This window comes from Pedobacter cryoconitis (assembly GCF_014207135.1).
Lineage (GTDB): Bacteria > Bacteroidota > Bacteroidia > Sphingobacteriales > Sphingobacteriaceae > Pedobacter > Pedobacter cryoconitis_D.
Map to the genome: position 1 here is coordinate 63733 of NZ_JACHCC010000017.1, position 15442 is coordinate 79174.

The 15442-nt window shown below is 41.1% G+C and carries 15 protein-coding genes and 1 other RNA gene; 8 read left to right on the forward strand and 8 right to left on the reverse strand.

The genetic code is table 11. The features are described 5' to 3' along the window. Positions 1-5: 5 nt before the first annotated feature. Positions 6-1805 carry a ubiquinone-dependent pyruvate dehydrogenase gene (gene poxB, locus HDF25_RS25175; protein WP_317618251.1) on the reverse strand — a complete coding sequence of 600 codons (1800 nt, stop codon included), beginning with the start codon at positions 1803-1805 and terminating at the stop codon, positions 6-8. A 94-nt stretch (positions 1806-1899) separates the two neighbouring features. On the opposite strand from poxB, the gene HDF25_RS25180 reads away from it, so the two are divergent. Continuing rightward, positions 1900-2832 carry a DUF5996 family protein gene (locus HDF25_RS25180; protein ID WP_184629182.1) on the forward strand — a complete coding sequence of 311 codons (933 nt, stop codon included), beginning with the start codon at positions 1900-1902 and terminating at the stop codon, positions 2830-2832. Positions 2833-2890: 58 nt separating this feature from the next. On the opposite strand, the gene HDF25_RS25185 is transcribed toward HDF25_RS25180, so the two are convergent. The 5 genes from HDF25_RS25185 to HDF25_RS25205 form a co-directional block, all read right to left on the reverse strand. Next, on the reverse strand, positions 2891-4429 hold the full coding sequence (locus tag HDF25_RS25185) for a PepSY domain-containing protein (RefSeq protein ID WP_184629183.1): 1539 nt from the start codon (positions 4427-4429) through the stop codon (positions 2891-2893). Between the two features lie 46 nt (positions 4430-4475). Continuing rightward, on the reverse strand, positions 4476-5090 hold the full coding sequence (locus HDF25_RS25190; RefSeq protein ID WP_184629184.1) for an SCO family protein: 615 nt from the start codon (positions 5088-5090) through the stop codon (positions 4476-4478). Next, on the reverse strand, positions 5090-5524 hold the full coding sequence (locus HDF25_RS25195; RefSeq protein ID WP_184629185.1) for a hypothetical protein: 435 nt from the start codon (positions 5522-5524) through the stop codon (positions 5090-5092). Before HDF25_RS25195 ends, HDF25_RS25190 begins: the two co-directional genes overlap by 1 nt. A gap of 109 nt (positions 5525-5633) precedes the next feature. After that, positions 5634-6008, reverse strand: coding sequence for a hypothetical protein (locus HDF25_RS25200; RefSeq protein WP_184629186.1), 375 nt, complete (start codon positions 6006-6008; stop codon positions 5634-5636). Positions 6009-6015: 7 nt separating this feature from the next. Beyond that, positions 6016-7017 carry a beta-ketoacyl-ACP synthase III gene (locus tag HDF25_RS25205; protein ID WP_184629187.1) on the reverse strand — a complete coding sequence of 334 codons (1002 nt, stop codon included), beginning with the start codon at positions 7015-7017 and terminating at the stop codon, positions 6016-6018. Between the two features lie 99 nt (positions 7018-7116). Here HDF25_RS25205 and HDF25_RS25210 point away from each other — a divergent pair, with 99 nt between their 5' ends. The 5 genes from HDF25_RS25210 to HDF25_RS25230 all read left to right on the forward strand — a co-directional run bounded on the left by HDF25_RS25210 (position 7117) and on the right by HDF25_RS25230 (position 11796). Further along, positions 7117-7770, forward strand: a complete 654-nt coding sequence (locus tag HDF25_RS25210) for an SCO family protein (protein ID WP_184629188.1) — start codon at positions 7117-7119, stop codon at positions 7768-7770. Then, positions 7770-8192, forward strand: a complete 423-nt coding sequence (locus HDF25_RS25215; protein WP_184629189.1) for a c-type cytochrome — start codon at positions 7770-7772, stop codon at positions 8190-8192. Before HDF25_RS25210 ends, HDF25_RS25215 begins: the two co-directional genes overlap by 1 nt. A gap of 24 nt (positions 8193-8216) precedes the next feature. Next, positions 8217-8605: RNase P RNA component class A (rnpB, locus tag HDF25_RS25220), an RNA gene on the forward strand. 69 nt (positions 8606-8674) lie between these two features. Further along, positions 8675-10081, forward strand: a complete 1407-nt coding sequence (locus HDF25_RS25225) for a sigma-54-dependent transcriptional regulator (protein ID WP_184629190.1) — start codon at positions 8675-8677, stop codon at positions 10079-10081. A 152-nt stretch (positions 10082-10233) separates the two neighbouring features. Beyond that, on the forward strand, positions 10234-11796 hold the full coding sequence (locus tag HDF25_RS25230) for a serine hydrolase (protein WP_184629191.1): 1563 nt from the start codon (positions 10234-10236) through the stop codon (positions 11794-11796). Positions 11797-11801: 5 nt separating this feature from the next. Here the strand turns inward: HDF25_RS25230 and HDF25_RS25235 are convergent, their stop codons facing one another. Next, positions 11802-12290 carry a copper resistance protein NlpE gene (locus tag HDF25_RS25235; protein WP_221451022.1) on the reverse strand — a complete coding sequence of 163 codons (489 nt, stop codon included), beginning with the start codon at positions 12288-12290 and terminating at the stop codon, positions 11802-11804. A gap of 124 nt (positions 12291-12414) precedes the next feature. On the opposite strand from HDF25_RS25235, the gene HDF25_RS25240 reads away from it, so the two are divergent. Both HDF25_RS25240 and HDF25_RS25245 read left to right on the forward strand, forming a co-directional pair. Next, a complete protein-coding gene (locus HDF25_RS25240) occupies positions 12415-12636 on the forward strand; it encodes a hypothetical protein (RefSeq protein ID WP_184629192.1) in 222 nt (73 codons plus the stop codon). Positions 12637-13047: 411 nt separating this feature from the next. After that, a complete protein-coding gene (locus tag HDF25_RS25245) occupies positions 13048-13737 on the forward strand; it encodes a hypothetical protein (protein WP_184629193.1) in 690 nt (229 codons plus the stop codon). Between the two features lie 24 nt (positions 13738-13761). Here the strand turns inward: HDF25_RS25245 and HDF25_RS25250 are convergent, their stop codons facing one another. Next, positions 13762-15258: a gluconokinase gene (locus tag HDF25_RS25250; protein ID WP_184629194.1), complete on the reverse strand. Its 1497-nt coding sequence runs from the start codon at positions 15256-15258 to the stop codon at positions 13762-13764. Positions 15259-15442 lie beyond the last annotated feature (184 nt).

The window sequence follows — 15442 nt, forward strand, 5'->3', positions numbered from 1 at the left end:
AGCCGCTATTTACTCAAAAAATTTGAACTGATGGTATCCCATACTTCTTTTCCATCTCCCTTAAGGGTCTGTTTCAGCATATAAATACCAAATCCTTTGGCTTGTTCAAAATCAATTTTTGGTGGCATAGATAATTCTGCCTGGTTCACCACAACATCTACCAGTACTGGTCCGGGATGAGCCAGAGCAGTAGCAATTGCTGCCTCTACCCCTTCGGCCTGTTCTACTCTGATCCCCCTGATCCCTATAGCCTGCGCCATCTTTGCAAAATCAGGGTTTTTAAGATCAGTTCCAAAAGGAGGCATCCCGATAACTTTCATCTCCATCGCTACAAAGCCCAGAGAGCTGTTGTTATAAACAATTATTTTCACTGGCAGATCATACTGGTAAATTGTCAATATATCGCCCATCAGCATCGCGAAGCCCCCGTCGCCGGAAAGAGAGATCACCTGTCTGTCCGGGAAGGCAAACTGTGCACCTATAGCCTGCGGCATCGCACTCGCCATCGACCCATGGTTAAATGAACCAATCAGTTTCCGGCCGGCCTGCATATCGATATAACGTGCCGCCCATACCGTTGGTGTGCCCACATCGGCAGTAAATATGGCATCGCCGGCAGCTTGTTCGCTGAGTATTCTGGTTAAATATTCCGGATGAATAGGTTTCCCTGAAACCGGTTGTGCATGTCCCAGCAGATTTTTCCGGTTATCCTGATAACGTTCCTGGCATTTTTCAAGAAAGGCGGTATCTGTTACTTCGTTCAGCAATGGCAGCAGGGATTTAATGGTCTCCCTGACATCACCGGTTAATCCGAGGTTCAGTTTACATCTGCGGCCCAGTCTTTCAGGCCTGATATCTATTTGTACAATTTTGGATTTTGTAGGGTACCATTCCTTATAAGGAAAATCTGTACCCAGCATGAGCAATAAATCGCTTTCTTCTACTGCATGATAACCGGAAGAAAGACCGATCAGCCCGGTCATTCCGACATCATAAGGATTATCATACTGCACATGCTCTTTTCCGCGCAGTGCATGTACTATCGGTGATTTGATTTTTCCGGCAAGGGCTAATAATTCATCATGTGCCCCGGCACATCCGGCACCACACAATAGCGTGATTTTTTTAGCTTCATTAACGAATTCCGCAAGTTTCTGTAATTCATCATCAGCAGGGCGAATAGCAGGGCGGCTAACGAATAAAGGGTGGTCCAGTTCTTCCTGTTCCATTTTCTCCATCGCAACGTCTCCGGATAAACTGATCACTGCAACTCCGTTCTGCCCTATCGCATGCTGCATCGCAATTTGCAATACCCTTGGCATTTGTCTGGCAGAGGCTATAGTTTCACAATAATAACTGCATTCGCGGAACAATGATTCTGGCCTGGTCTCCTGAAAATAACCTGTTCCCACCTGCTCACTTGGAATATGGGCGGCGATAGCCAGTACCGGTGCGTTACTTTTATGTGCGTCGTACAGACCATTGATCAAATGCATATTTCCGGGCCCGCAGCTTCCGGCACAAACAGCCAGTCTGCCTGTCAGCTGTGCTTCTGCACCGGCAGCAAAGGCTGCTGCTTCTTCATGTCTGTAGTGGATCCACTTAATTTCTTTAGAATTCCGGATCTCATCTACTATACCATTAAGAGAGTCTCCGACTAAACCATGTACATGCTTTACGCCTGCCTGAATGAGTATTTCGACTAATTTTGCTGCTACTGTTTTTGCCATAATATGATCTGATAAAAGAAAAGCTGCCATAGGAGGGGCAGCTCTATTAATTTTAATAATTAAGATTTTCTCCATAGCCTGTTCAACGATTAAACAGACTACGATAAAAACAGCAGTGCAATTGTTTTGTTTGTAGTTTTATTATCTTTATTCAAAGAAAGGATGAGCTATGATCAGGAAGAACTGGCCCGAATTAAAATTCAAAGACCTGAAAGACACGATGGTAACCGTTCAGTTATGGACTCAGATCGTTGGCAAGATCAGGTTGATCAACAGTCCCTGGCTAAACCATTCCTGGCACGTCACCTTATATGTATCCGCATTGGGATTAACCACAGGCAGTATCCCTTATCGTAACGGCCTTTTCCAAATAGATTTCGACTTCATCGGGCATCAGCTGGTCATTACTTCCAGTGCCAACGGACAGCAGCGGTTTAACCTCTATTCGCGTACAGTTGCCCATTTTTACCAGGAACTCCTGGAGAAACTGCAACTGATGGAAATTGAAACAGAGATCTATGCCAAACCAAATGAATTGGAAACTGCAGTCCCATTTAATGAAGATCATATTCATTTTCACTATGATGGAGAGCAGATAAACTTACTGTGGCAGGCACTGGTTAAAATGGAAACTGTTTTTACCCGCTTCAGGGCAAAGTTCAGCGGAAAATGCAGCCCTGTTCATTTCTTCTGGGGCGCATTCGATCTGGCCGTGACCCGTTTTTCTGGCAGAAGTGCACCTAAACATCCGGGAGGCGCCCCCAATATGCCACTGGAAGTGATGCAGGAGGCCTATTCTCATGAGGTAAGTAGTTGTGGGTTTTGGCCAGGCAATGAAAGTTTTCCTTATCCGGTTTTCTACGCCTACTGCTACCCCACCCCAGACACCTTTAAAGATCAGCCGGTAAAACCTGAAAAGGCAAGCTTTAACCCTGATATGGGAGAATTTATCCTTCATTATGAAGATGTCAGGAATAGCCCAAACCCCGAAGAATTCCTGATGGAGTTTCTCCAATCCACTTATGAAGCGGCAGCAATTACAGGAAACTGGGACAGGACTTCTCTTGAATGTGATTTTTCAGCGCTGGAAAAAGATTTATAACTTACAGGGTGGGTTTTGCCCTTCCCTGTAAGTTTCGTCTTGATCAGACAACAATGATTTATTTTATTTTAATCAGGAGGATCAGCCCTGATACACTGACTACCAAAACACAGAATGCAGAGAAAGCGGTCAGGAAATCCCTGAAATTCTTACCTGCAAAATCTACCAGCAGGAATTTATGGAATACAGCAAAACTTAAACCTTCCCTTCTGTCCGAGTCCTGTACTTTTGCCGCCAGTCTTCCGGTAGCAGGTTCGAGGTAGTAGGTCAGATGCTGCGGGGTGCTTAAAGCAATTTTTACTACTGGTAAACGCTTATTGACAAAACCATAGTCTGTGTCGAATTTGGTTAGATAGGCCGACGAAGAGATGATTAACGGAGCCGATTCATCCGCAGCTGCGTTTGCCATCATTTCACAACAGGCCGCTTCACCATCAGCTGCTCCCTGGGCTACAAAATGTTTCACCAGACTGTAACTGTGTTCCATGATTCCATCAGGCAAAAGTTGCCCGGTGGCAGCATCATAGTAATTCACATCAGGTTTCAGCTTTTTATCTTTATCCGCAAACATAGTTTCTGCTTTGGCTACCTGTTGTTTTTTCCAGCTATCATTCTCCTTTTTCAACAGGTTAACACGGTAATAGGTTTTACCGTTAAACCTGGCCACAGATAGATTACTTACCTGATTCCACTGCACTGGCAAAGCCATCGGGTTAACAAGCAGACCGGTTGTTTTTATTTCAGGTTCGAATACATAATTAATCCTGTCATCCGGAGTGAATTTATGTGTCGCATGGTAAGCACCTGAGCCCATGAAAGTAAGTGTAACTATCGAAGTCAGCAGACCAATAGTCCTGTGATATTTCCGAAAGAACCCTGCTTTCTGACCGGGAACCGGCTTTTTAAACTTTTTCCATAGAATGCCATAAATCAATAATCCGCTCAGGGTAGAAAAAATCACTATAGCAGCCAATACCAGGATCAAGGCATACCTGGCTGTATTGTTCGTGATTTTAGCAATAAATTCATAACTATGAAAGTTGCTGAAAACCCAGAGAAAGAGTTTACGGTTGTCATCATTATAGTTAGCCAGCCTGCTCTGGGAAGTTTCAACATAAACGTCCATGTGATCCTTCCTGGCAAAACTCACCTTCCATACCGGCAGAAGACGGTTGATATACTTATATTCATCAGTAAAACTGGTAACAGGCGTGATTGAAGATATTTTCGAGGTACTGTCACCTAAAAAATACCGGCTCAGATGTTCAGCATATAAACGGTCTCCATCTATCAGTTTAATCCCATCGGTCGCAGAGAAATACTCCACTTTATTTTTCCGGTCCCGCACCTGATAAAAGGTTTCACCCTGAAAATCAATTAACCTGAAACTGGTGAACAGATTGATTCCATTTTTACTTAGTATTTCATTGACCGGAAGCCTGAGTTTTGCACTGTCAACTACCTGAGGTTTAATATACTCACGGGCAATATCCAGCTTAAACCAATGGGCAATAATCGGATGGCTCAAACCTGAACAAGTCCAGAAAATAACTGGAATTATGGTCATAATTCCCAGTACACGGTGCCAGGAATACATGTTTTTTTTTACGGTGCGGCTAAGATTTGTCGGTTTTCCACTCATCTTATTTTTTGTATTCTGCCAGTAAAGTATCCATATCGGCCATGAGCTGTTTCACCTGTTCATCTACTGTTCCATCATAAGCACCACGGATCCTTTTATCTTTGTCAACCAGCACCAGATACCCCTGATGTACATAACCTCCAGGTGCTCTTTTATCTTCTCCCACAGAAACCAGGTAATTGCGTTCAGCCAGGGCATAAACCTCATCTCTGGTTCCCCATAAAAACTCCCATTGCGTTCCTTTTATGCCCAGTTTAGTGGCATAGGCCTTCATTTTCGAAGGGGTATCATATTTGTAATCTATGGTATGTGATGCTAGTTTTACCTCAGGATTTCCTTTATATTTCTCATATACTTTCAGCAGATTACGGTGCATTGTCGGGCAAATCGTCGGGCAGGAAGTAAAGAAGAAATCGGCTACATAAATAGCCCCGTCAAAATCCTTGTTGGTTACTACCGCGCTATCCTGGTTCAGAAATTTGAAAGCCGGAATGGTTTTGTAGGTTGTATCCTTACCATCCACCTGTTGTCCTAAAAAAGGAAGCCTTTTAGTTTTATCCTTACAGCCTGTTACCACTGCCAGCAGTAGTAACAGATAAATCAGTCCTCTTTTCATTATTTCTTAAACTGACTCAGGTAAGCACTCGACGATTTAATTTCAACCTTATACAGACTATCAATTTTTCCGATTTTAGCACGCTCAGCTTTGAAATAGCTAATGGCCTCTTCATTTGATTTACCGGTAACATCAGGTTCGAACTTATGCATCCAGTCGTTCATCAGCTCTTCAGCCTTGTTCAACCTGTCAAGGGTTGCTTTCATGACCTCTTTTTCTTTCAGAGTATCTGTAGAAGGGAACCTGGTTTTAAGCGCTGTCATCCCTTTCAGCATAGAATCCAGTCTCATCTGATTATTAACCAGTACGCCATGATCTTCCATGACGATATCATGAAACTTCATGACCTGGTCTCTTTCTGCTTTATAACTCTGTGGCTGTGTACAGGCAACTGCTCCTGTAACTAATACTAGTACGGCTAAAAATAATTTCATTTGATTATTATTTAATGAAAGGCAATACCATAGGCATCAACAAAACGCTGAACGCAAGGCACGACCTGATTTAAAGAAAATTTAAAAAAAAGGCGAAACGCCTAAAGGATTAGCAGCTCAACTGCGGAGGGTGGAAAATTGTATTCAGCTGCGCAACTGGCATTCCGGTAGTGAACGGAACACGAAAATCGACGGCGATAAAGGAATATTGTTTAAATACAAAAGGGGTATAAACTATAGCCTCCTGCAATTGTATCTTCTGGAACTGACGGTCTTGCTTCTGCTCTTTTTCCTGTGCCTGTTTAAGTTTTTTCATCAGGTAACACTGGCCGTTGCAATGAAGCTGGGGTTTATCTCTGTTTACGCATAACTCTTTCGCAATATACCCCTGGTTCATTTCAAAACCTGCAAAGACAAAAAATCCTGACAGGTTTACTGAAACCGAACATAATAGAAGTAATATGGCTATAAAGCGTGTCAACATGAATTTGTTACCCCCTTAACTTACCCCATTTTAAATAGGTTGCACCCCAGGAAAATCCTGCACCAAAAGCGGTGAGCAACAGGTTATCATTTTCTTTAAAATCATTTTTAAATTCCCACATACACAATGGGATAGTTGCAGCTGTAGTATTACCATAAAGCTGAATATTCACCTTAACCTGGTCTTCTCTCAAACCTAATTTTTCTCCTACAGCGTGGATAATCCTCAGATTAGCCTGATGCGGGATCAACCAGTTAATGTCTTTAATATCCAGGTGATTTCTCTCCAGAATTTCTGTACAGGTCTGGCTCATTCCTTCAATCGCAGCTTTAAAAACTACTCTTCCGTTCTGAGATATATAATTCAGTTTTTTATCCAGTGTATCAGGTGAAGATGGGTTGAGTGAACCACCTGCAGTAACAATCAGGTGTTCTTTACCGATACCATCAGTTTTAAATACATTATCTACCACACCTATTTCAGCTTCGGTCTGCTCAAGCAATACTGCTCCTGCCCCGTCGCCAAAAAGTATACAGGTATTTCTGTCTTCGTAATTTACAATAGTACTATTGGCATCAGCACCGATCACAATCACATTTTTATACCGGTTGCTTTCAATTAAACTTGCCCCAAGAGTCAGCGCATAGAGAAAACCACTGCAAGCTGCATTTGAATCTACTCCCCAGGCATTTTTCAATCCTGCTTTTTCGCAGACTATACTGGCAGTCGAAACCATAATATAGTCAGGAGTAGCCGTAGCCACAATTACGCATTCAATTTCATCTGGGTTAATCTGACTGTCTTCCAAAAGTCTTTTAACTGCCATGGTAGCTAAGTCGGAGGTTGCAAGTGAAGCATCACCAAGGATTCTTCTTTCCTGGATACCAGTTCTCGAAACAATCCACTCACTATTGGTGTCCACCATTTTCTCCAGATCCTGATTGGTTAGAACAGTTTCTGGTACATATCCTCCCAAAGCTGTTATGGCAGCATTATATCTCTTTCTCATTAAGTATTACAATTCTTGGCGCAAAACTAATAAATATTTACAGGTACGTTACACTTTATTTTCATAGTATGGTACCTTTGCCGGAACAATGAAATTCAAATGAAAAAACAATATACATTTACTTGCGCTATTTTGCTGGCTGCCACGCTGTTCGCTTCTTCCTGCAAAGAAGACAGAAAATTACCAATTTATGGCGTCAGGGATACTAAAACCATCAAAAATCCTGACGGAACAACGGCAGTGGATACCATATACCAGACTATTCCTGCATTTAAATTCCTGAACCAGGATAGTGTATATATTACAAATAGTCAGTTTAACGGGAAAATTTATGTTGCTGATTTCTTTTTTACTTCCTGCACAAGTATCTGTCCAATTATGCACAGGAACATGAAAACGATCTTTGAAGAGTTCAAAAATAATCCGGATGTCATGTTTTTATCGCATACCATAGATTTTAAATATGACAAGCCTTCGGTCCTTAAAAAGTATGCGCATAAATTAGGTGTGGATGGTCCGAAGTGGCAATTTGCTTATGGATCAAGAGACAGTGTATATACGCTGGCAGAGAAAAGTTACCTCGTTGCAGTTAATGTAGACAGTACAAACAGAGATGGTTATGTACATCAGGGATTTTTAGTCCTGATTGATAAAGACAGACGTATCCGGGGTGCTTATGACGGGACTAACCCGGAACAGGTAGCCCAGTTAAAAAAAGACATTCCGGTTCTGCTGGCTGAATACAAGAAATAATGAAGAGAAAGTATATCATCATCAGTTCGATTTCACTGACCCTGATCAGTATGTTTTATTCTTGTCAGACTGCCGAAACGGTGCAGAAAGATACTTATTATGTGAATGGAAGGGATCTGTATATTAAGCACTGTCAGAATTGTCATGGAGAAAAAGGCGAAGGGCTTGGTGCATTGACCCCTCCGCTGACGGACAGTACTTTTATGAAGGCCAATAAAGAAAACCTTGCCTGCATTATAAAAAATGGAATTTCGACTCCCGTAACTGTACATGGAAAGGTTTATGAAGGTAAAATGCCTGAATTTAATCTCGCAAATATAGATCTGGCCCAGCTGATAGTTTACATTACCAACGCCTTTGGACATAAACAAGGAATGTACACTAACCAGCAAGTGGAAAAAGACCTTAAAAACTGCAAATAACAAAGTTTTTGTATCTTTGCATAAAATGCAGGCCGTTCTATCGCTGTAAGTAATGCTTTGCATCTTAAAGAGGAAAGTCCGGGCAACACAGAGCATCTCGCTTCCTAACGGGAAGAGGTTTGGGATTGAAGACCTGAATTATGGAAAGTGCCGCAGAAAATATACCGCCGATGGCCTGCAAGGGCACAGGTAAGGTTGAAATCGTGAGGTAAGAGCTCACGAATTTTCCTGGTGACAGGAAGGGCTGGTAAACCCCGGGAGTTGAAAGACCAAATAGGCTGACGCATGTAGGGCTGCTCGTCCGATGTCAGTGGGTAGGTCGTTAGAGATAAATGGCAACATTTATAGTAGATTAATGGTAGAAGCCTTGATTCATCAAGGTACAGAACCCGGCTTACAGGCTTGCATTTTTTTATTTTATTTACATTAATTGATAATTAGTAAATATATTCGTATATAACACTAGAACACGATACACCCCTATGGCAAAATTATTAATAATTGATGATGAGCGTGCAATAAGAAGCACATTGCGTGAGATCTTGGAGTACGAAAATTATGAGGTGGAGGATATTGATAATGGGGTTGACGGCTTAGAACTGATTAAAAAGAAGAAATACGACCTGGTCTTATGTGATATAAAAATGAATAAAATGGACGGTATGGAAGTGCTTGAACAAGCATTGGCCTATAGTCCTGACCTGCCATTTATTATGATCTCGGGCCATGGTACAGTAGAAACTGCTATTGAAGCCAGTAAAAAAGGAGCATTTGATTTTATTTCTAAACCACCTGACTTAAACCGTTTACTGATCACAGTCAGAAATGCACTGGACAGAGGAAACCTGGTCACAGAAACTAAAGTACTTAAACGCAGAGTAAGCAAAACAAGGGATATCCTGGGTAGTTCTGAGAACATCAACAAGATCAAGGAAACTATCGAACGTGTTGCCCCTACCGAAGCCCGTGTATTGATTACCGGAGCAAATGGTAGTGGTAAAGAATTGGTAGCCCGCTGGTTACATGAAAAATCAAACCGTTCTGAGAGTCCTTTAATTGAAGTAAACTGTGCTGCAATTCCATCCGAACTAATTGAAAGTGAGCTTTTTGGTCATGAAAAAGGTTCGTTTACCTCTGCGGTAAAACAGCGTATCGGTAAATTTGAACTGGCTAATGGCGGAACTCTTTTTCTGGATGAAATCGGGGACATGAGCCTTTCGGCACAGGCAAAGGTATTACGTGCTTTACAGGAACATAAAATTACCCGTGTAGGTGGTGAAAAAGAACTGGAAGTGAATGTACGTGTGCTTGCTGCGACGAACAAAGACCTGATGAAGGAAATTGAGGACGGTAATTTCAGAATGGATTTATACCACCGTTTAAATGTCATCAATATTCATGTACCTCATTTAACAGAGCGCCGGGAAGATATTCCGGAGATTGCTTTCAGTTTCCTTGAAGACATCTGCAGAGACTATGGCATGCCTGTTAAAAAAATCAGTGAGGCCGGAATGGTTGCTTTACAAAATTTACCATGGACAGGAAACGTGCGTGAGTTGCATAACATGATAGAACGTCTGATCATCTTAAGTGATAAAGTAATTACTGAACATGAAGTAATCGCATTTGCCAATCCAGGTGGCGGTACCAATATCGGTGCTGCAAATCACGGAAGTAATGGTAACAGTACATCTGCATCAGGCATAACTAACTATGATAAATTCACTAATTTTCAGGATTACAAAGATCATGCGGAAAGGGAATTCATCAAGTTTAAACTAGAAAAGAACAATTGGAATGTCTCTAAGACAGCAGACGACATTGATATACAACGCAGTCATCTCTATAGTAAAATCGAGAAGTTCGGTTTGAAAAGAGTAACTGAATAACAACATCAAAAAGGCCGGCCCTTGTAGAAGAGCCGGCCTTTTTTTTACACCTGATTTCCCTCCCCTATACGGAATATTTTCATGTTACCAGTATACATAGTTATTATATCAAATAACTATATTTAGTTCATACTATTTTATTATCTCTTATTATGAAACTAAGAATCATAGCAGCGCTCCTATGTACAGTATGTTTACAGGTTAATGCTCAAAAATCTACTCCACAGGAAGATGCCCGTTTCGCAGGCCTCGACACTACTTTTCAACGTGTACTTAAAACCTGGAATGTTGCCGGCTTTGCTGTTGCAGTAGTGCAGAAAAACAAAGTGATTTATGCCAAAGGTTTTGGTTATCGTGATTTAGAGGCCAAACTACCTGTTACTACCAATACGATGTTTGCTATAGGTTCCTGCTCAAAATCTTTTACGACTACTTTGATCGGAAAATTACAAGACGACAAAAAACTGAATATAGATGAACCTGTCAATAAATACCTGCCTGCATTAAAGTTTTACAATGATGCGATGAATAACGGAATTACGCTCCATGATATGATGAGCCACAGGACGGGATTAGCAAGATTTGATATGTCATGGTATTTCTTCAATACACCTTCATTGGACAGTATGGTGAAAAGGGTTCAATTTATGGAACCTAATGCCGGGTTAAGAGAGAAATGGCAATACAACAATTTTATGTTTGCCGCTCAGGGAGCTGTAATTGAAAAATTAAGTGGTAAGAGCTGGGGCGATAATGTGAAGGAACGTCTTTTCATCCCGCTGGAGATGAACCGTTCAAATGTAACGATCCCGGAACTGCGCAAGGGCGGGGACATATCCGTGGGATATACCCTGAGAGGAGATAATTCTATCAAAAAAATGGATTATTACCATATCGAGGGAATGTCACCGGCCGGTGCGATTAACAGTACGGTCAATGATATGGCCAAATGGTTAATCACCTGGATCAATAATGGAAAATATAATGGTAAACAGGTTATCCCTGCTGATTTCCGCGACCAGGCCATCAGTTCACAGGCTATAGTCGACGGTTCTTTACCTGAAAAGAAGTCTCCTGATACCTATTTTTCGACTTATGGTTTTGGCTGGTTTATGGATTCATATAAAGGACATTACCGGGTTGAACATGGTGGCAATATTGATGGTTTTTCAGCCAGCGCCTCCTTCTTTCCGGCTGATAGTGTAGGTATTATAGTATTAACCAATCAAAATGGATCGAAAGTGCCGGGAATAGTCAGAGATATCATCACTGATAAGGTCCTTAAACTGAAGTATCAGGACTGGATCAGTACAGTAAAAAATGCTCAAGATAAAGCTGATCAGGCCAGGGACAAACAGCATGAAGAAAAGGAGAAAACAGCGAAACACAATCCTCCGACACATGCCCTTGCAGATTATGCTGGTAATTATACCCATCCTGCTTATGGAACCCTGAAAGTATACACAAAAAATGATTCGTTGTTTGCACAGACTGTCACTCACCTGCTTTGGTTAAGACCGGCTAATTATGATACTTTTGAAGTGTTTGATAAAGATCCGGTAGAAGGCATTGACACCGCTAAAAGTTATGGTATTAACCTGCAGTTTCATATGGATGTCACAGGTACAATCGATGGTATTGAAACTCAGCTTGAGGGTGCTGTAAAACCGTTTATCTTCCGTAAAGAAGATAAACAGGTAACGACTGCAAAATAGTAGTCCTATTTTTTCAGGATGTATTTATCCGCCAATTGACCGGTAATTCTCTTACCTTCCATATCCAGCTGGGTTAAGGTATTTTCACCGACAAAATATTTGCCCGGGGCATCTTTTATGCCTTCGAGTGTAATAATCTGTCCTGCCTTATCCCAGTTGAACTTGCCTTTGCTGTCAAAGTATTTGGCATCGCTTTTACCCAGGTATTTAGTTTGCATGGTATAAGTCTGATCATCTGTTAAGGTTATCGTTGTTTCTATACCTTCACAATCTGCACAAGGTAGAATTCCTTTATAGGTACCGTCCCAATCCAGAGAATTCATAGCGCTATGCTCGTCACCCATTTTCATACTGTCGGTTTCCATGGTTTCGGTACTCACACTGTCTTCAGCCAGGCTGTCTGCATTTAGCTTTTCAGTAATTTTGCTTTGATTACTACAACCCCAGATGGCACAAACCGTAAAGGAAATTGCTAGAATTCTTTTAATCATCATACGTTAATTTAGGAGTTAAAACTCAATATGAAGCAAGAAACACGCCAAATTATATACAGCAAATGTTTTTTTTGAGTTGTCAAAAAACTTTCATAGCTTCAATAAAATTTAAATATAACCACATATGAAAAAGCTAATTGTAATGATGTTGCTAGCTGTAATGGCGTTTACAACTACACAAACTTTCGCTCAGACTAAAAAAGACGGTTCAAAGGATATGCGTTATAAGAAAAATAAGCAGCCGATGAAAAAAGACGGAACACCTGATAAACGTTACAAAGCTAACAAGCCGGCAGTTAAAAAAGCTGCCCCTTCTAAAATGACTCCAGTGAAGAAAGCTGCTTAGTCTTTAAACAGATAAAAACATAAAATGCCCTGAAAATTTCAGGGCATTTTATGTTTACAGCCAGTTGTATTTTTATTTTCTGTTCGCTTTCGAAATTAGTCTGACAATATATCTGATCAGAAGAAATAGTCCTATTGAACAGATGACAGGCCAGATGATCAGTAAAAAAGAGTAGATAGTTACGTTCATTATATTTTAAATAAATTTTTTAAATATAAAATTTATTTCTCCATTTATTGTTTTATATGGGTATCTATTAAAATTTAGCCCCTGAAGACTGAGAACCTTTATAAAGCGTTGATGTTGTATAAAATGGTTTTCTAACCTGATCAAAAATATGGTCGTATTTTTGAGCGAAGAATTTATATTTGAAATGATTTATTTTAAATAAAACACGTTATCTGAATTAATATGAAAGTAATCAAATACCTGAGTACCCTGGTACTCTTCTCTTTAATAGCTATTGCTGCATCTGCTCAGGATGCTGTAGTCATTGATACAGGCAATTTCGTCAGAGGAACAATTCAAGGTACCGACTATCTGACTGTTGGTCTTAAAAAGGATGATGGTACTATCGAAAAGTATAATGCAAAAGATATTAAGGAGTTTCTATGGAATGGAGAAACATTTGTCAGTAAACCATTTGTGACTAACAAACGTACGGACTACCGTTTTTTCAAACTGGTTGAAACAGGTGCATTAAATCTTTATTCTATGGGAGGCAGCACCAGTGCTCAGCAGCCAAAACGCAGCCGTGTCCGTTTCAGTCCTTCTATTGGGCTGGGTATCGGTACAGGTGGCTATGGCGGTGGTGTAGGTGTTGGCGTAGGTGGCGGAGTGAGTTTTGGTGGCAGACGTGATGATGATGACCGTCCAAGAAGAGAACGCCGTGCTTTATATTACATTGAAAAACCGGGTACAGGCGAAATGCTGGAGATTACTCCGGATAACTCTGATACCAATACACAGTATATCAAAAACACTTTAATCGAAAAAATGTCTGATGATAAAGATCTGACTGAACGGATTAAAGGATACGAACGTTTTGATGTAAAATCAATCGTTTCGCTGGTTAAAAACTACAACTCTGTACACCAGTAAAACCTGTTATACTGCAAAATAAGGTTAAGCCTTATTTTGCAGTTCATGCATTTCATGCATCAATCCTTTGAGCTGTTGATATAATTGCCGGTAAAAACCAAAATAGGTTTTATAACTCTGATGCTTGTACTCATCAGGTTCAATACAAGTGATCGATGACTGATCAGGTAAAGGATAACTGGCTGCAAGCCCTATCGCTTTAAAAGCCAGATAAGCAGCCCCTATTGCCGAAGCATCTTCTGCACTGTATAACAAAAGCTTCTTCCCTGTAATATCGGCCAGGATCTGCAACCAGATAGCAGAAGTTACAAATCCGCCACTTACATTCAACTGTTTAATTTCCTGTCCTGAAGCCATTAGCGTCTGTAACACATCATTCAGCGCAAAACAGATCCCTTCAATCACTGCACGGGTAAAATGTGCCTGCTGATGGTTTAATCCTATCCCGAAAAAGTTACCACTGCTTTTAGAATCCCAGATTGGAGCGCGCTCTCCCTGCAGATAAGGAAGGAAAATAAGTCCCTCCGCCCCTGGTTTAATACTTTCAATTTTATCTAAGGTATCCTTGTAATCATTTTCACTGAGCTGTGTCTTTTGAAGTATATTTTTCAGATGCCATTTTAAAGCGATTCCTCCGTTGTTTACAGGCCCTCCGTTAATGAAAATCTCCTCATCCAGCCGGTAACTAAAGGTCATCGCCTTTTCATTAACCACGGCTGTTTGTCCCGCTACCCGCAAAGCACCACTAGTCCCTATAGTCAGGGCTGCTATTCCTGGCTGTATAGCACCTGTGCCTAAATTAGCCAGACATCCGTCAGTGGCACCAATTACAAAAGGGGTTCCCACTGCAAGCAATGACAAGCCTGCTGAAGGATCAGTATATTTTCTGCTATAGTTTGTACTGACCAGTTCAGACAGCTGTGTTTCTTTAATTCCCGCGGTCGCTAATGCCTGCGGAAACCAGTTCAGCTTTTTGATATCCATCAGCCCGGTACAGGAAGCGACTGAATGATCTACTTCAAAAGTATGAAACAGGCGGAACCAGATATACTCTTTAATGGAAATGAACTTGTAGACACGGCTGAAAAGTTCAGGTTGGTTTTCCCTGATCCAGCTGATTTTGCATAAAGGGGACATGGAGTGAACCGGTGTACCTGTAGCTTTATATAACTCTCCGCCCAGCGAAGAAGATAACAAAGTGTCTGCGATTCCCGTACTCCTGCTATCCGCCCAGGTCATCATCGGGGCCAGTGCCACCCCATTTTTGTCTACTGCGATCAGACTATGCATTGCACTGCTTAAACTAATTGCCAATGGACTGTGGACAAGTTTTAAAACCAATTCTTTGACGCACTGCTGAAAAGCAGACCAGATCAGTTCAGGATCCTGTTCACTATACCCCGGCTGCGTTACGTTTGTCGGATAAAAGTACTGACTGCTGTCAAAAGCTTTATAAGTTATATCTACGGCAACTGCTTTAGTACTGCCAGTTCCTATATCTATTCCAAGGATGTATTGCATATGATGGATTAAACTGCAAGCTAGAGCCCGTTAAAATTGTTTACAGATTATTTTTAAGTGAAATGAATTAGATGAAGTTACAGCTAAAAAGAAGCATAAACAAATTATCAGACGAACATTAAATATAGTAAAAACGAGTTGCTGGTGATGTATAACGTCAAGAGATTTTCCGAAACAGCAAATA